The sequence below is a fragment of the Stenotrophomonas sp. Ste86 genome (assembly GCF_024519465.1).
Taxonomy (GTDB): Bacteria; Pseudomonadota; Gammaproteobacteria; order Xanthomonadales; family Xanthomonadaceae; genus Stenotrophomonas.
Map to the genome: position 1 here is coordinate 57,158 of NZ_JALJRW010000003.1, position 17,650 is coordinate 74,807.

General features: G+C 62.2%; 14 protein-coding genes. 2 read left to right on the top strand and 12 right to left on the bottom strand.

From position 1 onward, the window contains the following. Positions 1-199: 199 nt before the first annotated feature. Positions 200-1,270, bottom strand: a complete 1,071-nt coding sequence (locus NR101_RS04060; RefSeq protein ID WP_256775405.1) for an ImmA/IrrE family metallo-endopeptidase — start codon at positions 1,268-1,270, stop codon at positions 200-202. Then, complete coding sequence (locus NR101_RS04065) at positions 1,233-1,856, bottom strand: hypothetical protein (protein WP_256775406.1); 624 nt, start codon at positions 1,854-1,856, stop codon at positions 1,233-1,235. The genes NR101_RS04060 and NR101_RS04065 overlap by 38 nt, the downstream gene beginning before the upstream one ends. A gap of 494 nt (positions 1,857-2,350) precedes the next feature. Between NR101_RS04065 and umuD the strand changes: the two genes are divergently transcribed. Together umuD and NR101_RS04075 are read left to right on the top strand one after the other, a co-directional pair. Continuing rightward, positions 2,351-2,833 (top strand): translesion error-prone DNA polymerase V autoproteolytic subunit, encoded by a 483-nt coding sequence (gene umuD / locus NR101_RS04070; RefSeq protein WP_256775407.1) that lies wholly within the window; start codon positions 2,351-2,353, stop codon positions 2,831-2,833. Beyond that, a complete protein-coding gene (locus NR101_RS04075; protein WP_256775408.1) occupies positions 2,817-4,067 on the top strand; it encodes a Y-family DNA polymerase in 1,251 nt (416 codons plus the stop codon). The genes umuD and NR101_RS04075 overlap by 17 nt, the downstream gene beginning before the upstream one ends. A 14-nt stretch (positions 4,068-4,081) precedes the next feature. Here NR101_RS04075 and NR101_RS04080 read toward each other — a convergent pair whose 3' ends face one another. The 10 genes from NR101_RS04080 to NR101_RS04125 all read right to left on the bottom strand — a co-directional run bounded on the left by NR101_RS04080 (position 4,082) and on the right by NR101_RS04125 (position 17,645). Beyond that, on the bottom strand, positions 4,082-5,254 hold the full coding sequence (locus NR101_RS04080; RefSeq protein WP_256775409.1) for an ATP-binding protein: 1,173 nt from the start codon (positions 5,252-5,254) through the stop codon (positions 4,082-4,084). Positions 5,255-5,349: 95 nt separating this feature from the next. Next, positions 5,350-6,282 (bottom strand): SOS response-associated peptidase family protein, encoded by a 933-nt coding sequence (locus tag NR101_RS04085; RefSeq protein ID WP_256775410.1) that lies wholly within the window; start codon positions 6,280-6,282, stop codon positions 5,350-5,352. 183 nt (positions 6,283-6,465) lie between these two features. Then, complete coding sequence (locus NR101_RS04090) at positions 6,466-7,080, bottom strand: hypothetical protein (RefSeq protein ID WP_256775411.1); 615 nt, start codon at positions 7,078-7,080, stop codon at positions 6,466-6,468. Between the two features lie 101 nt (positions 7,081-7,181). Continuing rightward, the gene (locus tag NR101_RS04095; RefSeq protein ID WP_256775412.1) at positions 7,182-7,679 is read right to left on the bottom strand and encodes a DUF4376 domain-containing protein; all 498 of its coding nucleotides are present in this window, start codon (positions 7,677-7,679) and stop codon (positions 7,182-7,184) included. A 1-nt stretch (position 7,680) separates the two neighbouring features. Then, a complete protein-coding gene (locus NR101_RS04100; protein ID WP_256775413.1) occupies positions 7,681-8,952 on the bottom strand; it encodes a hypothetical protein in 1,272 nt (423 codons plus the stop codon). Between the two features lie 12 nt (positions 8,953-8,964). Further along, positions 8,965-13,677 (bottom strand): host specificity factor TipJ family phage tail protein, encoded by a 4,713-nt coding sequence (locus NR101_RS04105; protein ID WP_256775414.1) that lies wholly within the window; start codon positions 13,675-13,677, stop codon positions 8,965-8,967. Next, positions 13,677-14,069, bottom strand: coding sequence for a peptidoglycan endopeptidase (locus NR101_RS04110; RefSeq protein WP_256775415.1), 393 nt, complete (start codon positions 14,067-14,069; stop codon positions 13,677-13,679). The genes NR101_RS04105 and NR101_RS04110 overlap by 1 nt, the downstream gene beginning before the upstream one ends. After that, positions 14,069-14,530: a DUF1833 family protein gene (locus tag NR101_RS04115; protein WP_256775416.1), complete on the bottom strand. Its 462-nt coding sequence runs from the start codon at positions 14,528-14,530 to the stop codon at positions 14,069-14,071. Before NR101_RS04115 ends, NR101_RS04110 begins: the two co-directional genes overlap by 1 nt. Next, positions 14,527-14,883 (bottom strand): hypothetical protein, encoded by a 357-nt coding sequence (locus NR101_RS04120; protein WP_256775417.1) that lies wholly within the window; start codon positions 14,881-14,883, stop codon positions 14,527-14,529. The genes NR101_RS04115 and NR101_RS04120 overlap by 4 nt, the downstream gene beginning before the upstream one ends. Next, positions 14,883-17,645, bottom strand: coding sequence for a phage tail tape measure protein (locus NR101_RS04125; protein WP_256775418.1), 2,763 nt, complete (start codon positions 17,643-17,645; stop codon positions 14,883-14,885). The genes NR101_RS04120 and NR101_RS04125 overlap by 1 nt, the downstream gene beginning before the upstream one ends. Between the last annotated feature and the right edge of the window lie 5 nt (positions 17,646-17,650).

Consider the following 17,650-nt stretch of genomic DNA (forward strand, 5'->3'; position numbering starts at 1 on the left):
TTGATGCAATTGGTGGGCCGTGATGGATTCGAACCATCGACCAAAAGATTAAAAGTCTCGTGCGCTCAGCAGTCGTGGCGCGGGTTTCGGACGCATTCGATTTCAGGAGTACGCCGCGTGGAACGCTTGACCCAGCTGGGCCGACCTCGCTGATTTCAGGAGGGGAGTCAGGCAGCTGGACTGCTAAGTCGCCCCCCTGCTACCGAACAATTCGCAACTGGGGCCTGACCCTTTCCTGCCCGATGTCGCCGTACAGCTCACCTAGACGGTCCGGCGCGTACATAAGCGCGGCCCCGAGCTCCTCGTCGGTAAATCCCAGCTGTTCACGGAAATGTTTGATGAGGGATGGGAACAACGAAGGCTGCTCCTTGGGAATCGGCAGTGGTTCAACCTTGCGAATCCCGAGCTTGTTCATCTGAATGATGAGCCATTTCCGTTGGTTGTCATCGATCTTCCCGAGCGTCAGGCTCTTGCGCACCAGCATTGCAATTGAGACCTGCCAGTATTCCTTCAATGGCATGTAGGTCGCCAATTTAGAAGCGTTCTGACGTGAGAGATTTGGAGAAATCTCGTCACCAGGCACCAAAAATTCAGATGCGAAGTCGTCTGCCTCATCTTCCATCGAAGGATGTGGCAGGTCATGCATTACAAGGTGCGCTAGTTCATGTGCCAAGGTGAACCGCCAGCGATCCCCAGGCACGGACTTGTCGATAAACACGATCGGCGGAAGGTCAGCAAACTGGATGCAGGTAGCGTCCATCGGCACCCCACCGAAGTCACACTCGATGACCACAACCCCGGCGCCCTCAAGGAGTCGAGTGAGGTTTCGAACAGGCCCGCTGGGCAAATTCCACGCGACGCGGAGGGCCCGCGCGCACGCACTGGCTGTCCCATAGTCATCGATGCTCAACCGCGGCAGAGACCGCACTTGTTGCACGTCTACGTGGTCAAGCATCCGCTTTACGTGGATACGCAGCACGTTGATAAGCCCAGATATCTTGCGCCGCTCACCAGCTTTAAGCTGCCGACTCCGCGTGAAAACCGAGCTACTGCCGTAAGAGAAGCGCTGTTCAGCCAAGCTGAAGAACCCGAGGGGAAAACCCAACGCGTCGGCGACCGCCCGCATCTCCGCGTCGCTCAGATCAGCACCGGTGCCCGCTTCGATTCTTGCAACGCGCGGTTGGGTGATGCCGGCCGCGGCCGCCAAGTCTGACTGGGTCAGTTCTCGGTACTCACGCGCCAGGATCACCATTTCCGGATTGGGTTTCATTGGACTTGTCCTGCTTTGCCTTCGTCGCGATGGTCGCGCCGGCGGGCTCTTCGATAGTGGTGTTGCTGGCCCCGAACAGGCTGACAACCGTAGTCGTAGCGGGCGCCTCGTCGTTGAGCTCCGAGACCCACATGTTGGAACGCGGTCCGGAAGGGCAGATCAGGAACACACTCTGCAAATTGCCAAGGATGTCTTCCTCATATCCCAGGTCCAGATGAACCGACTGAGGCAAGCCGTCCAATGCTTGATGGGTGCGGAACTTTACGACCTGTTGAGTCAGATGACCAGAGGGCAAGAGATCGCGATCCACCTTCTTGAAACGGATGATGAAGCCTTCCGAGAACTGGAGCATGCAGAGCTTTTTCACCTGCTCGAAACGGACCCCGGGAGTCTTTTCGGCGTACGCCCTTGCGTGGTGAAAGAAGTGATCATGAATCACTGACGCCTTGCTGCGCCCTGTATGCAAGTTCCGCAGGAAAGGGCTGTACATCTCTTTGTAGTCCGACACGGCTTGTCCAACCATTTCCCGCAGGGAGGGCAAATAGCCCTCCAGGACGAGGTGAACTTCAGACTGATTGATTTCCATGCCGGGCTCGCCGCTGAGGTCGAGGCAAGTAGACCTCCAGCAACTACCCTTGTCAATCACTTTATGCAGATTCAATTCATAGTGATTTTTTCTTCATTTGTTTCAATGGCTTAGCTGAAGCTAGAACGGCAATTCATCTGTGTCTGGTGGTTCGAAGCACGCGGCCATCCGCTCGTACCGCCCGGCCTCCTCAACCAGTCGGCCGGCGGCCCGCCGACGGCGCGCCTGGACCTGCCAGTCCCCCCCCCTCATCGCCTCTATGGCGTTCACGCGGTCCCAGAGCCCGGCCGCCTTGCCACGGGCCCAACGGGCTTTTTCCTCGACAGTCTTTCCCATGGGCTCAATTCTGAATGCGCTTCGTCGCACGGCCTGATACGTCCCCGGCCGACCGCTGAACAGGCTCCGGCGTGAACCGGTCATCCGCCCAGTTAGTAATTGTACTAACATTCGGCCCGTCTCTCGTCATGAGACACCGCCCAGCCAGAGTTCCCGCCATGCAGTCCCTTCCCCTTCCCACCACGATCGCTACGTTGATCGGCGCCGCGGCCATAGACGGTCCGGCGAACTTCGTTCCTTTGGCCGGCGCGCGAGCCCGCCTGGGCTTCCCCTCCCCGGCCGACGACTTCATGGACGATGCGGTTGACCTGCACCGCCTGCTGGTCCGGAACCCGGCCGCCACCTTCCTGTACCGTGCCGACGGCTGGTCCATGCTGGGAGTCGGTATCAGCGATGGCGATATCCTGGTCGTCGACCGGTCCGTGCAACCGCAGCCCGGCGACCTGGTCATCGCCATCTGGGATGGCAACCAGCCTACGTGCAAGGTGCTTCAGCTGTTCGAGCACCATCTGGAGCTGCATTCTGCCAACCCCGAATTCCCGCCCATCGTGCTCGAGCAAGGCACCGAGGTGGAGGTGTTTGCCGTAGTCGGTGTCGCGCGCCAGATTCAGCGGAGGCGCGGCCATGTTCGGGCTCGTTGACGGCAACAATTTCTATGCCAGCTGCGAGCGGGTCTTCCAACCCGCTCTGCGCGGCAAACCGTTGGTGGTGCTGAGCAACAACGACGGGTGCGCGATCGCCCGATCAGCAGAAGCCAAAGTCCTGGGCATCAAGATGGGACAGCCCGCGCACGAGCTGAAGCACTTGGTGCGGCACCACGGCCTGCAGCTGCGCTCCGCCAACTTCGGACTGTATGGGGACCTGAGCGGCCGCGTGGTATCTGTGCTGCGCGATGCGGCGCCCCGCGTCGAGGTTTACAGCATCGACGAGAGCTTCATCGACCTGCATCGCGTTCGGAACAGGGAGCGTTTTGCGCGGGAGCTGCGCGCACGGGTTCATCGGTGGACCGGCATTCCGAATTGCATCGGTATCGGCCCGACGAAGACGTTGGCCAAGCTGGCGAACAAGGCGGCGAAGTCGGCCGATGGCGTTGTCGACCTGAGCGACCCGCTGAAGCGGGAAGAGCTGCTGCGCCGGTTTCCAGTAGAGGACCTGTGGGGCGTTGGGCGGCGCTTGGCGCCCAAGCTGATGAACATGGGCATCAGGACCGCCGCCGCCCTGCGTGACGCGCCCCCCGATGACATCCTTGCCACCTTCGGGGTGACCCTCGCGCGGACCCAGCGGGAACTGCAGGGGCATGCGTGCATGGAGCTGGAGGAGGTGGAACCCGACCGACAGCAGATCATGGTGAGCCGCTCGTTCGCGGATCGGGTGGCCGACCACGACGCCGTTGCCCAAGCGCTGGCCACCTTTGCGGTCCGGGCCTGCGAGAAGCTGCGCGCGCGTGGGCTGGTGGCCTCGGGCCTCTGGGTGTTCGCGCATTCCGACACCTTCCGGCCCGAACTGCCGCAGCACAACGCGACGCGATCGGTCGTGCTGCCGACGGCCACCTCGGACACCACGCTCGTGCTGGGGACCGTGAGACAACTGCTCCGCGGCCTGCTGAGAGACGGCATCGGCTACAAGAAGGCCGGAGTCGCATTGCTGGACCTGGCCAAGCCTCACGACCTTCAGCCAGACCTGTTCGCCCCGGCCGTTGTTGGAAACGATGCGTTGATGGCCACCCTGGATCAGATCAACCGGAAGTTCGGACGGGGCATGGCCGGACTAGGTGCATCGGGCTGGCAGGACAAACCGGCTTGGGGGATGAGGCAGCACATGCTGTCTCCCAACTACACCACCTCAGTCCACGAGCTCCCCCGGGCAAGATGTTGAAGCGCTCGAGTTTGCTATTGACCCACATCCCACGTCGACCTGTACGCAGCTACGTGCTCTCGAAGGACCTTCGATTTGATGGTCCCGTCTGATTCGAAGTAGAAGCAATCATCCATCGCGAAAGACCGGAACAGGTCTGTCATTAGATTTCGTACGGTAGGGCCGAGCTGTTCGAGCGAGAGATCCAGCTGCTCATAGATCACAGGGCCAAAGCTGAGGACAGATTCATCGTTTTGTTGCGATTTGTATTGCTGCCCGTCATTTTGAGATATGAAGAGCGATTGCCCGGCTACATTCGCGTAGCTCATGGCCAGCACACCTGGCCCCTCTACACCTGCAAGCTGGATAGCTCTGGCAGCCTGCGGAATAAGGTCCATGAGATGGATCGCCGTCTGGACGGACTGGAGTGAAGCGTCTTGCCCATCGTTGACTGACACCGACCACGAAATTTCGACAATCCCATTTCGGTAAAACTGAATATAAGGCGGCTCCGGCTTGGTACCCGAACTATTTTTCGTGGCCATCATGCCACGGTAGTTAAATCGGTTTATAAGCAGCGAGCCAGATACTCGAAGGTGACGGTCCTTAAGCACCGCCAAGTCGGGCAAATTGCCAGCATGAAATGCCGACAGGGGGACCATATGAACAACCGCGACGCGCCTGCCAATCGACCGGATTTCACCTAATACTTCAGCGGTGCGTTTAGCGATCCAACTGTCTATGCGCGACTCGGTCGAATCGCGTAGCGAGAAAGCATCGAACAGCTGCTGGTAAGTCATTTCAATGTTCCCGACCCCGGCCCGGATTGGAAAAACACGCCAGTCCCCCACCTCCACCTGATAAGGCCCACCATACTGGACGGGCACGTCCACTACGATTACCGGGCCCGCGCCTACGTGGATTGGCTGAACGGCCACTCCATTTATCCTGGGAAAAATTCCACGAAGGATTTTATTTTGCATCCAAAGCGCGGTCTGATCGACGTTAAGCGCAATGGGAACGAGGGTGGCGGCGCGCCCTTTCCCGTCCTCTGCGATGCCGTACACGATGCGTCCTCCGCGCGCGTTGGCGAATGCAGCCACATCCTTCAGAAATGACTTTATGCTGGCATCATCCTTTGAGGGAATGGCTCGCTTGTAGTCAAGAATCGCGCTTTCGCTCTCTCGATCGTTGAGCAGCGTATTCACCCAGCTCTGATCCATGCGCTGCCTCCCAGTCTCCTTTCCCAGAGCTTAGAGCCCCAGGCCTTCGCCAGCAACCAGCGACGAAGTCGCCTCGCAGATCACGCCGCCAGCCGGTGCTCGTAGAACGGATGCCTCTTGTCGTCGAAGATGGCGTACAGCGCGCCAAGGTTGGCGGGGTCCGGATTTAGCCAGGCGTCCACGTGCTCAGGCTTGATGTTGATGATTGTCCGATCGTGGCCGGCCGCGGCGACCTCTGGCTCGGGGTCATCGGTAATCGCGGCGAAGGAAAGTAGATCAGGCTCTATGCCGGCGGGATCGACCCAATGCGACCACAGGCAGGCCACCAGCATGGGGTCGCCCGTACGAGGCGTGAACTGCACGACTTGGTTGCCGCCGTCAGGCCCTTCCACGTTCTCGTAGAAGGTGTCCACCACCATGAGCGCGTGCGTGTGCCCGAACGCCGGCCGCCAGAAGCCCTCCAGGCTGTCGCGCCTGGCGTTGTAGGTGCCTGGGTAACGCTGGTCGTAGCTGGCCGGCTTCCCAGCGAGCCGGCACTGGTAGCGCATCGGCTTCACGACTCGCTTCCCGCCCTCAGACACGATTACCGTGCCGTACACGCCCGGGAAGATGCGTGAGTCCCTTGCCACGTGGTCAGTGCGCCGGAGGTCGGCCAGTTTGCCTTGGGCCCGGGCGATCTTGTTGGTGGCCACACGGACGTCGTTCTCGGCCTTCTTCGTGATCTTGGTCTGCAGCGCGCGCTCGGCGTTGACCAGGCGGGTCTTCTGCGTGAAAAGCTCCTGCTCGAAGGCAGTGGCGTCCCCGGCGTTCCAGTCCTGGATCGCCGCCCACACCGAACGCTCGGCAGGGGTCTTGCCCGCGGCGAACGCATCGTCCATTGCCTTCGGCGTCTTCGGCCGCTTCTTACCCGGGTCGTGGGCGTAGAGGGCGGCGAACTCCTGCAGCGACACGGAGGCGCCGGTCATGCGGACCAGCTTCTGGTAGGCGGCTTCGATTTGCGCGGAATAGCACATGGGCGCAATCTGGCCCCAAGCGTTGTTGTGCCGGTGTGATGGGCGTGCGCCGAGATCTACTGGGCGATGCCTGAACCCGCGAACCAGTCAGCCCCTATCTGTTCCAGGCTTTGAAGCCCGCCTCTGCCATGTTGCCCAAGGCGAGGGAGGAGAGCGCGCTGCAGCGGCCCGTGGCTTATCTGTCTAGATGTCACCCAGATCGCGCACTGTCGCCTCACCGCGCTCCAGAAACGCTGCGATAAGCCTGCCGCCGGCTACGTGCCGCCCTTCTTCAGCGTTCACATACTCGGCCTGCCGGCGCCCGGCGGCAAGGATCGCATGGGGATGGAAGCTGTCGGGAACATCCCTTAGCGGCTGGCCTGGCGCAGCTATCCCGCCGATCAGCGGGGCCACACGGGTGGGTTGCTCGACAACTGACTTCGCGTAGGCGGCCCCGACGATCCGGCTTTGGGCCTTGGACCAGCCCACCACGACAATCTCCGACTGCAACTGACCCAAGTCCATGTTGGCATCCCGGATCGCCTGGACATAGTTGGGCCACATCTGGTCCATGACGGGCCCGACCTCCCCCATGATCTGCTCGATGCTGAACGCCTTTCTGAAGCTGGCCTCAAGGCACAGCTGATACACCCGAAGGAAGAACTGCCCGGACCCACGCGCGGCAACGACAATGTTGTGCTGGGGGATCAGCAGCAGCTTGGCCCCCTCGGACATTTCGCCAGTGACGGCATCTTGAGCGAGGGTGTCGACCGCCACGACCGCGCGTTCGGGTGTCATCAGTACGTTCAGGATGCTCATGTCGTGGTCCCGGCGGCCAACCCCAACTATGGTGGGGCCGCTGAGCGCTGTCTAGGCCGGCATGTTCAACCGTATGCAGGCCAGGCCAAGCCCCTGCTAGCCTAGCTTGGCCAGTACTGCGTCAAGTCATAGGTCGCGAGCTCTTCTGTACTCACGAGCCGCTCGATGGCTTCGTGGTGCACCCGCTCGGCACTGAAGCACGCCTGCACGTGTGCCGAGATGTACTGGGCAATGCCCTGTATCTCCGCAGCGGTCAGCTTCACCCATCCGTTCTGGGCCTTGAAGTCCACCTCCGCCAAACCGCCCAGGGCGATGGCGGAGAGTACACCGCTGATCCGGTTCTGATCGTCTAGTGTCGTGCCCACGCGCACGCCGCCAAGCTCGATACCACCTGTTTCCTTTTCCCAGCGCAACGCTGTAGCCGCAGCGACCAGCTGCTCTTTGATGTCGGAGAGCGTGCGCGTGTCTTCCGGTAGGGGAATGGTGTTGCCGGCTGCAAGCCATGATTCGTATTCCTCCCACAACCGATGGCCGCGAGGGATGAATGTTCCGGTTTCAGTGCCGAGGACCACATCAGGGTCGTTGGTCAGTTTGTACATATCAAAGCTCCGAGTCTGCTGCCCAGTGGTAACGAACCGCGTTGCCTGCACCCGGAGAGCTGTCGCTCCGGATCTCAAACCCGTTGGTGCTGATGTTGGTGATTGAGGTTGGGCGGCCAGCCTGCAGCGACCCGGTAGTGCCATATTCGCTCATCTGCCCGGTTGCGCCGTTGTCGTACCGGTAGGTCGTCACGGCAGGCACGGAACGTTTAGGAACCTTGAATACTGGTGATGCCGACAAGAAGTAACCGCTGGTGGCTACCAGTGCGGAGGCGTAGCCGACAGCGGCGGCGCTTCCTGGATAGATATCCTCGCTATAACTATTCTCGTAGTAGCGCTGACACAGGGTGAGTTCCAACGCCAGCGGGCGGAAGTCAAAGTCGGTAGCCACGCCACCCTCTTCCAGCTGAGCCTGCGCAATCTCGAAGAGACCCGTCTGCGCCACGATCTGACCTGCGTAAAAGGTCGAGTCGGCGCAGTAGTCCAAAACGACGAACAGGCTGTCGTTGCCATTGTTACCGCGCGTCTTGCCGGCCATTGAGGGCAGTGTGACAGTGAAGGAATGGCGCTTGAAGGAGGTTGTTAGGATCGCAACGGCAGGGCATTCCGTCGAGGTATTGGCCGAGGGGCTTCCGCCAGTGCCCATCAGCTGCAAGATGCGCACGCCAATTTTCTTCCCGGCTACATTACTGCGCGCCCATATGGAAAGGGTGACAGTCTTACCTGCAAAGGTGTCGCAGTTTTCAATCTTCTGCCCGACATAGGCTGCAGAGTTGTTGTTTGCGACGGACACGATGTTGTACCCGAGGAAGCGGCGAGAGCCGGCAATTGCACCCAGCGGCGTGCCTCCCACACCCCAGTTGCCGTTGATGCCCACGAAGCCGCACACCCAGCGGTCCACCGTGTAGAACTCGACGTACTCTGCGCTGGTGCGGGAACCCGCCACCCCGCGCCGGGTGAAGTCAAAGTTACCGTTGATCAATCGATTCTTGCCAAGAATGCGAGCGCCAAGTGCCACCAAGGACTCACGCTCCGAGTCAATTCGGGCCCCTAGCACCGCATCCATCTGGGATCGGTTCTGAGCTTCGGTCGCCAATCCGCTTTGCAACGTCTCGATCGCACCATCCACGCCACCGGTGCCGCTTTCGAGTGTGCTCAAGCGCTCTTCGGTTTCGGCTGAATTCTCGTTGACGATTGCCATCGCCGCCCGACCGGGCAGCCCCCGCTTCCCGCCAGGATAGATACCATCCTGATCAATGTGTTTAAGCGCCATGTTCTCTCCGGCTTAGGTTTCTACGGACACAATCGACATGCTTTGTTCAATGGCCTGCGCATTGAAGCTGCCTGATTGGTGCGTCACTTGCTGTTCGCTGGCACCGACGATCTCTGCGCGGTACTGCCGCTGGCGGCTGCCGTCGGCGCCATCGTTGAGGGTCACCGCACCGCCCCACCCCGATATGGCGACATCGGGTCCGTCGACCTCGTTGTTGATGCTCACCCCGCCTCGGGCTACCAGCTGCGTCCAGAACGTCTCCGGATCGTCTTCCACCTTTCGATAGATGTTGATCGTGCAGGTGTTTTCACCCGCGCCGGCCACGAATCCCTGCGACCCATACGCCGATTTGGTGCGACGTACCGTACGGCTGAAGCTGACGACCACGCTCTTGTTGCGCCCGTTGCTGGAGAACGGGCCGCAGACCAACTGCGTTCCCGCCATGACCGTGGTGGTGGTCTGCACCGCGTTACGCAGGACGCCAGCTGCCAGGGCGCCACCCCAGTAGGCATTGCCACCGTTGTCCATCCACATCACGGCATTCGCCTTCGTCGCCGCGCGGGCGCCGACATTGGGGCCGAAGTAGTCCATCAGCCCCTCGCTTCCATTGCCGAAGTCGGTGCCAATGATTCGCTGCGCGGAACCGTTCCAGACGCGTAGGTAACCGTCACGCCATTCCATGCCGCGATCGGCGCCGGGAGCGATGATCTCGAACGTGTCGCTCAGGAACCGCGTGTTCACCACACGCCCGTTGTTATCGATCTCCATGCCGCCGACAACGGGTCCATTGCCGCCGTCAGCGATCAGGTGCAGGAAGGCCTTGGCCAAGACCCGTGTAAGGCCGTCGGCGGTCTGCTGGACCTGCGCCTGCATACCCTGTACCACCTGCGCGCTCGCCTTGTCCGCAACCTCTGCTTTGACCGACCCCAGCTGCTCGGACACCGCGGTAATGCCGTCGGCGTTTTGGTCCACCCTCGACCGGAGCTGGTTGACTGCGTCCGTGGATGCCTTTCCCTCGAGTTCCGCGTGTACGCCTACAAGCTGCTGCGCTTGAGCCGATACATCGTCCGCGATCGCGTCGATCTGATCAGTCACCCCCGACTTGAACTCGCCAAATTCGACCGTAACCGCGTCTGTCTTCTTGGCTTGGGTATGGTCGCCATCAGCGATGACCGTGTAGATGGTTACGGTGCCCGCGCTCCAATCGCTCTCACCGGCGTTCCAATCGTCGTCGCCGGCATGCTCGCCGTCGAACTGGGCATTCAACGATGTCACCCGCTCGCCCATGGAGACCAGCCCCTGCTCGGTCTGTTCGACCTTGGCCGTCACGCTGTCCAAGGCCTCGACCGACGCCACCTTGCCGTCGCCAGCTGGCATACGCGCGACGATGGCGTTGATGCGGCCAGCCTCGGCGGCCAGGTCCGACGCGTTCTGGTAGGCCATGTCGATCGACGCTGCCAGGGCCTCACCCACGCCAGAGAAATTGCCCACCAGTTGCCAGTCCTCGGGGGTGACACCGGGCTCCGCATCGGTGTTCTCCTGCAGCGCTCGGTACAGCTTTCCGTCGCGCCGGACGAAGTCGCCCACCGGGTACGTCTTCCCGGCCTCCCATTCATCGGCCTCGATCAGATCAGAAACGATCGCCCCAATTGCATCGGCGTGTGCAATGGCGGCTTCCATGGCCTCCTTGGCCTTATTCGTGGCATCGGCCGCCGCTTCGCTCGAGACGCGCGCGTCCTCTTTGAACCTATCGACCTTCTCCTGATCGATGCGCCGCTGCGCTTCGATCAGCTCCTGAATCGTCTTGTCGATCACCTGCCCCAGGTTGGCGCCAAGCTTCTTCGTGAGGACATGGGCTTCGGTGGAGAGCTCACCAGACGTGTTCACGCTGCGGCATGCAAAGGTCCATTCGCCCGACTCCGGCACTACGGCTTCGAAGGGCACTGCGTGGTAGCCGCTGCCCCCGATGGGGGTCATCTGCTCCCATTCCGGCCGCAGCACCGCACCCTGCGTGTAGCGAATCTCCACGCCGGCAAAGTCCGGGGACTGAATGCTGTTGGCGAGAAAGCCCCAGGTGTACATGCGAACGCCGCCGGACAGCTCGTCCACGTCGAAGAAGTCCACCAGGCGCGGCGGTACATCCGCACCCGCGGTGATGTACGTCACCGACGCCGCGACGCCGGCCCGGCCGTCAGGGCTAAACGGGCGGACCACTACGGTGTACTGGTCCGCATGGCTGATCCGCCATGTGGCGGTCCGGGTGGTGGTCTGGGCCACCTCGGACAGCACACCGTCGCTGCCGGCGGCAAGCACCACGATGTTGCCGACCGAGCCGCTGATCTCGAACGTGACGGTCAGCTCGGTGAACAGCGTGTCGCCCTGCACCACCTGCTGCTCAGTAATTGCCAGGCCGCTGGCAATCGGGCGGCTGGTGATCGGATTGGTATTGACCGGCGGCACGTACTGACCCGTGAGCACGTAGTTCCAGAACTCCGGCGGCTCGGGAACCACTGACACCTTGGCGCCCTTCAGGTCGCTCTCGGGCTCGATGCCAACCACACGCACCCTGTAGCCCGGCGTCTGTTTGAAGTCGTAGATCCAGATGGTGTCGTGAGCGGGATTTTCCGGCGTGTCGCCCGGCAGAGGCGCATCGCCGGGCCAAGGACCAGTCAAGCGTATGATGTCGCTGGTTCCTGTGAACGCCTGCACGCCGAACACTCGGTATATCCGCTCGCCAGGGATGCGCAGGCCGATCCAAGCATTGCCATTGATCGGTGCCTGGACTGGTTCGTCCAGCAGCAGCGTGACAATGCCATTTGCCGCGGTCGCCGATACGATTCGACCGCCGGCGCCCCACTGCGTGAGGTCGTGCTGGAGGGCCAGCAAGGACAGACGGCGATAGCTCAGGTGCTCGATGTCGGTGCTGTAGGTGATGTCCTTGTACTGGTAGAGGGACTGCGCCAAGTGGTAGCGCGCCATCCGCGCTGCGTGCGCCTCATTGGTGATGCCCTCGCCCTCAACCGTGGCCGGGTTGAGCATGGTGGTCACGCCCGGCGCGGCCACCCGCAGCGTCTTGGTCGTCCAGTCGGTCGCGTCGAAGTAGCTGTACTCGATGCCATCGGCGGCATTGGCCAAGGTGTAGTCAACTTGGAACTGCCCCTTCTTGATGGTGGCCATGTTGACCACGCCGGACAGCGGTTGCTCCGAACCGGCCCACACCACCGACAGCCGGCCACCCGCCCAGGTGATCTGGCCAAAACCTGCCAACGCGACGGTATTGAGCACGTCGTCGTGGTTACGCACGTCCTTTATGTAGTTCGAATAGCCGTAGCCATTGGCGTGGCAGAACAGCATGAACGCTTTAAGCGCCTCGATATCGATCTGGACATCATCCAGGCCGATGCCCGCGATCAGCTTGTCGTTCTCGTCCCTGAAACCACGGGCGTAGGCCAGAATCAGTGCGCCGGGATTGTTCGTCTCCTGCGTCACCCACCCTGCTCCACTCCAGACCGGCGCCGGGTTTGCGTAGGCAACGCAGCGGACCTCATCGGGCTGGCCGTTGAGCTGGCCGGTCGCCTTGATCCGGATGCCGATCCGGGACAAGCCGGCGTAATCGGCGGCGTCCTTCTGGATGCTGGTCAACGTGGACCACGTGAAGTCACTGGTGGCGCCGCTTCCGTCGGTATTGCGCCCGGCAATGCGCACCCGCACTTCGTACTGAGCCTCCGGTACATCCCGGGAATAGCTGCGCCGCTGCTGCTTTTGGGACCGGCTGATGATCGAGTAGGAGCCGAAGAAGCTCCAGTTGGCAATACCAACGGCGCGGTACTGGACCTCGATCGTTTCCTGGTTGTCCTTCGGCTTGCCCTTGCTGGTTGTGTCGAACAGCATGAAGTCTACGTCCACCTTGAGGCGGATCGTGTTCGGGCTGCTGGTGCGCTGCACCCACGGACTGGGCTGGCCCTTTTCTGCCTCCAGTGCGCCACCATTGATCGTATCGGCGTTGCTGTAGAGCGGGATCGCCTCGCTGGGCATCCCGGAGAAGCCGTTGTGCCAGACGGTTACCCCCTCGAAGGACGACAGCAGCGCATCGCCGTTGTACAGCGCCTCCACGCGTCCCACGTTGATACCCGTCGTGAGGGTCATGGCGAGGTACTGGTCGTCGGCCTCGTACCAAGAGTACGGGTTGCTGGCCACGTCTGGCGCAATGCGCAACGGCCCGCCAAGCAGAAGTGGCAGGGGCTGGTAAGGGCGCGGCTGGTTCCGCGCAGCGCCGATGGTGTAAACCTGGCTGGCGTCGCTGGCGCTGGGCTTGGGGCGCTTCGGACCCAGCACCTTCTGGATCAGCAGCGAGCCGGCCGTGTAGATCGCAGCCTGCGCCAAACCGGCGACGGCAGTGCTGTAGCCTGCGGCCACGATGGCGGTGCCCACGCCCATGGTAAAGACGGTCAGAGCGACCAGCGCTACGATCATCAGCGCGGTCTTCTTGACCACGCCGCGAACCTCGATGACCGCCCCATCCTTTGGGCGCACGCGATCCATGACCTCGTGCGGCACGACCACGCCATTGATGCGTACTTCCCACAGGTCGCTGTTGTAATCAGGCACCACGCGTGCCAAGAGGCCGCCCAGCCGCTCCCCATCATGCAACTGCGCGGCCAGCGTGCGCTGCCCTTCTAGCGTCACTGGATGCGGGGTAATGATCAGCGGTGCGGTGTCTTTCATCAGGCCCATCTGTAGTAGCCCTCAATCCTCAAGCCGAACTCCGGCAGGTCCCGAACGCGGTGCAGCACGCTGCAGGCGTTTTTTTCGTTGGAATGCAGCACCCAGCCCTCATGAGCCAGGTGGAAGAAGACGCCGGCGTGGCCGGCGCGCTTTTGTCCGTGTTCGACCATCAGCACCAAGTCACCATCGACCGGCGCCGACACCGCGGCGCCGTACGGCCGCGACAGCTCTCCAATAGCGGCCTGGCCTACCAGCCCTCGCGGGCGGCCGTTAGGGAGTTGCACATCCCGACCGAATAGCTGCTGCTGAACCAGCACCACGAAATCGGCGCAATCACATGTGTGCTCGCAGTACGGCACGCCCACAAAGGCCTCCACGTCGGCCAGTCGCATCAAAAAATCCCCGGCAATGTGAAAGGATTGGCGCGCAGGCGCACGGCCTGCTGACGCATCAGGTAGTCCACCCCGCACTGAGCGGTTGCAGTGGCACCAGCCAAGGAAACGCTGGTAATGGGCAGGTAGTAGTCCCGCTCGTATTGGTTCGGATTCGCCCGATCGGACACCATCAACCGAGCCATCAGCAGCTCGTTCGGACCCAACGACTCCAGGTCCTCAGAAATTCCCCGCCCAACGTTGTCGAGCACCAGCTGGGCACGTGGTGACTGCCCGCGCGTGTCATCCGGAAGCTTGAAGGCGAATGGCACACCCATGTAGGCAATGCCCTGACTCACCCAGTCCTGGGTGTCGTTGACGATACGCAGCGGCGCTGGGAGCGATGGCGAAGTGATGGACAGGAACATCAGCGTGCCGCTTGTATCTGTCACGCGTTGCTTTCGCTCGGTAAAACTGCTCATCGCAAGTACTCCATGACCACATCCATCCTGTAGTCCTCGGGTAGCTTTTCCTCGGGCACCAGGTCACCCAAGGCGCCGTTCTCGAAGCGAGCAGTGACCGTCTCCCCGGTAAAGGGATGCACAAGGGTGAACCATCCAATTCGCTTGATCCCACTGAAGTACCAGTCGTCGAACGTCCGCACGTCCGCGATGTTCGCGAAATAGAGTGTCATCGCCTGCTTGATCAGCACTTGGCTGTTCTCCAGGCGCTGCTTGGGTACGCCTCGTTCCATCTCGGTTCTCACAACCGAGGGGTCGAAGGTCCGCTTCTGCCCGTCGAACATGACACGTGCCACAGAGGGTAGTGCTGCCATCACACAGATTCCTTTAAGCCAAAACGGCTGCCCATTGCTGCGTACGTGGAACCCTGACCACTGGCGACCTGGCCGCCGATGTAGCTGTCGACCTGTCCCAGCAGCACATCGATGTCGACGCCGCCCTTGTCGTTCTTCGAAGCGCTCGCGGTGGTTCCGGCGGGAGCGTTGCGCACGGTGATGTTGACCCCGCCGCCAGCGGGTGCCGGAGCGGAAAGGCCACCGACGACACCGCCGTCGGCGTAGCCGCGGAACCCCTGCCGCATGGCTTCTACAATGCCCACACCACCAGCGCGCGCCACGTCCGCCTGGGACCACACCACTTCACCGGCGTGCACAATGCCCTTGGGCTCATACTTCCCGCCCGGGCCCGTGTAGCCACCTTCGGACTTCCCGCCGGCCATCAGCTTGTTGAACAGGTCCTGGTTGATGCCCTGGGTACCGTTGGTGACGGCTGCATTGCCGGCGGTGTTCACGCCACCGAAGTACGAGCCGAAGGCACCCGCGACAACGTTTGCCAAGCCCGTCACTGTTTGCTTTGCGGCGATGCGGGCCAGGTCCTTGATGATCGAATCAGCCAAGTCGCTGAAGCTCACCTTGCTGCTGGTTGAGAACTGGACGAACTTGTCCTCCCAGCCAGAGAAGACGTTGCCGACAACATCCCGCATCTGGCCGGCGACGTCCCCGGCCTGCTGCGCGTAGTTCGACCATGCAGAGGTGGCACCAGACAGCCAGTTGCCTTCGGCAGTGGCCAGGTCGGCGTAGCCGGCCCGGATAGCCTCGATGCGGTCGCCCGTTTTCTCCAGCAGCACCGCCTTCTCGGAGTCGAACATGCCCTGGTCGATCTGCTTGGCGTTGAGCTGCAGCTGCAGCTCGCGCAGCTTGTCGGCCTGGTCGGCGTACGCGTCGTTGATGCGCTGCTGGACTTCGTACTCGCGGTCGCCCATGCCCACCTTGGCGACCATCGCGCGCATCTGGCGCTCCAGCGCATTGTTGCTGGCGTCCAAGGCGTTGGCGTAGGAAGCGATGGCGTTCGCCCGCGCCGCGGCGGCGCCGCGTTCCTCGCTAGCCAGGACTTCAAGCTTCGCTGCGCCTTCGGTTCGGACCTTGGCCAGGCGCGCCTCCAGCTCGCCGATCTGGCGCCCGACCCCAATCGCATCCTTGCCTGCTACGGTCTGCTTCTGGAGATAGTCGATCTGGCTCTGCAGCGCCGCAGCCTCCGTGGTAGCACCGCGGGTGAGCAGCTCCCGCATCTTCCCGTAGTACTGGTCGGCGGTGATTTCGCGGGCCGCGTACTGCGCGCGCAGGGTCTGGGTGCTGGCGGCAATCTCGGCCTGCTCTTCCACCAGGTCATCCTTGAACGCCTGCAGGCCGGCCCCTCGCGTCGCCGATCCAGTCCCGCCCGTATTCTTCTTGGCGTACTTTTCCTGAATCGCGGCGATGGCCTTCTGCCGCCGCTCTTCCAGCTCAGTGACCACGTCGGTCAGGCCAGCGGCCTTCGCCTTCTCGATGGCCTCTTGCGCGGCCACCTGCACCCGGGCGACCTCGCGGCGCTTCTTCTCTTCCTTGGACGCCTGGGCGTCGATGATGGCGTCCAGCTCCTGCGCAACTTCCTGCGACGTGGACTGCGCCGCGGTGAGCTGGGCGTCTTTCGCTTCCTTCTGCTGCTGGGCGGCGATTTCCTTGATTCGGGCCGACCGCGACTTGATGGCGCTCTCGAACTGGTACACCCAGGCGTAGCTCATGCCATCGGCTACGCCCTTGTTCATAATGGCAACGTCGCGCTGGTTGTCCTGCAGCAGCTTCTGCATCTCCTGGGCAGTCGAGCCCAGGCCAATCGCACCTTGGAATGCGCCCCAGGCCCTGCTTGCCTTAACCCACAGCTCATCCCACCCACGCCCGACCCAGTTCTGGCTCCCGCGAACCTTTTCCAGCGCCTCGGTGGTCGCATCCGCCGCGGCCCGCGTAGCTACCGTCGCTGCCTCCTGGTTGCGGCCCTGCTCCTGCAGCGCGCGGATTTGGTCATAAATTTCGACCGTCAGGAAGTTGACCTGCTTGTTCAGCTCCTGCGAGTACTTCACAGGGTCGCCCGCCAGCTTGGCGAACGCTGCAACTGTGTCGTCGATGGCAGCGCCGTTGATTTCCTCCATAGCTACAGCGGCCCGCGCCACAGCTTCGAAGTTCTCGCGGGCGACCTGTCCGCTTTGCCCGATGGCCACTGCGGCCGCCTGGGCTTTGCCTACGCTCACATCCTGCGAGCTGGACGTCCGTGCCGAGAGGTCAGCCAGCACGGCGCTGGTCGCGGCCGCTTCGTTCCGAGAGAGCACCAGGGAACGGGCATATGCCTCCGAGCTGCGCGCGGCGTCGTACCAGGCGTAGGCCAGCACACCGACGATGGCTGCGTACGCCGCGGTGGGCGTCATCAGCCCCGCGATCCCCTGACCCACACCGCGCAGCGCCGGACCAACGCCACCGAAGCTGTCCTTGATCTGGCCCCCCTGCTGGACCAGCACCGTGAACCAGGGCATGCCGCCCTGCAGGCTGGTGAATACGTCGGTGAACTGCGCCGGCAGCTGCCGCATGGCCTGCGCGGTCTGGCCCGCCGACACGCCCAGCTGGTTGATCGCGTTGTTGGTCGGCAGCGGCCGGCCGGCGGTGTTGCGGACCTCGTTGAGGTCTCTGCGCAGCAGCACCAAGCTCTGCTTGATGTCGTTGAAGTCGGCGCCAATTCGGACGCGCAGATTGGCAGTTGGTTCGGCCATCAGGC

Coding starts and splice junctions, on each gene's coding strand:
- NR101_RS04060 (WP_256775405.1), bottom strand. CDS start 1,270: ATGAAACCCAATCCGGAAATGGTGATCCTGGCGCGTGAGTACCGAGAA.
- NR101_RS04065 (WP_256775406.1), bottom strand. CDS start 1,856: ATGGAAATCAATCAGTCTGAAGTTCACCTCGTCCTGGAGGGCTATTTG.
- umuD (WP_256775407.1), top strand. CDS start 2,351: ATGCAGTCCCTTCCCCTTCCCACCACGATCGCTACGTTGATCGGCGCC.
- NR101_RS04075 (WP_256775408.1), top strand. CDS start 2,817: ATGTTCGGGCTCGTTGACGGCAACAATTTCTATGCCAGCTGCGAGCGG.
- NR101_RS04085 (WP_256775410.1), bottom strand. CDS start 6,282: ATGTGCTATTCCGCGCAAATCGAAGCCGCCTACCAGAAGCTGGTCCGC.
- NR101_RS04090 (WP_256775411.1), bottom strand. CDS start 7,080: ATGAGCATCCTGAACGTACTGATGACACCCGAACGCGCGGTCGTGGCG.
- NR101_RS04095 (WP_256775412.1), bottom strand. CDS start 7,679: ATGTACAAACTGACCAACGACCCTGATGTGGTCCTCGGCACTGAAACC.
- NR101_RS04100 (WP_256775413.1), bottom strand. CDS start 8,952: ATGGCGCTTAAACACATTGATCAGGATGGTATCTATCCTGGCGGGAAG.
- NR101_RS04105 (WP_256775414.1), bottom strand. CDS start 13,677: ATGAAAGACACCGCACCGCTGATCATTACCCCGCATCCAGTGACGCTA.
- NR101_RS04110 (WP_256775415.1), bottom strand. CDS start 14,069: ATGCGACTGGCCGACGTGGAGGCCTTTGTGGGCGTGCCGTACTGCGAG.
- NR101_RS04115 (WP_256775416.1), bottom strand. CDS start 14,530: ATGAGCAGTTTTACCGAGCGAAAGCAACGCGTGACAGATACAAGCGGC.
- NR101_RS04120 (WP_256775417.1), bottom strand. CDS start 14,883: ATGGCAGCACTACCCTCTGTGGCACGTGTCATGTTCGACGGGCAGAAG.
- NR101_RS04125 (WP_256775418.1), bottom strand. CDS start 17,645: ATGGCCGAACCAACTGCCAATCTGCGCGTCCGAATTGGCGCCGACTTC.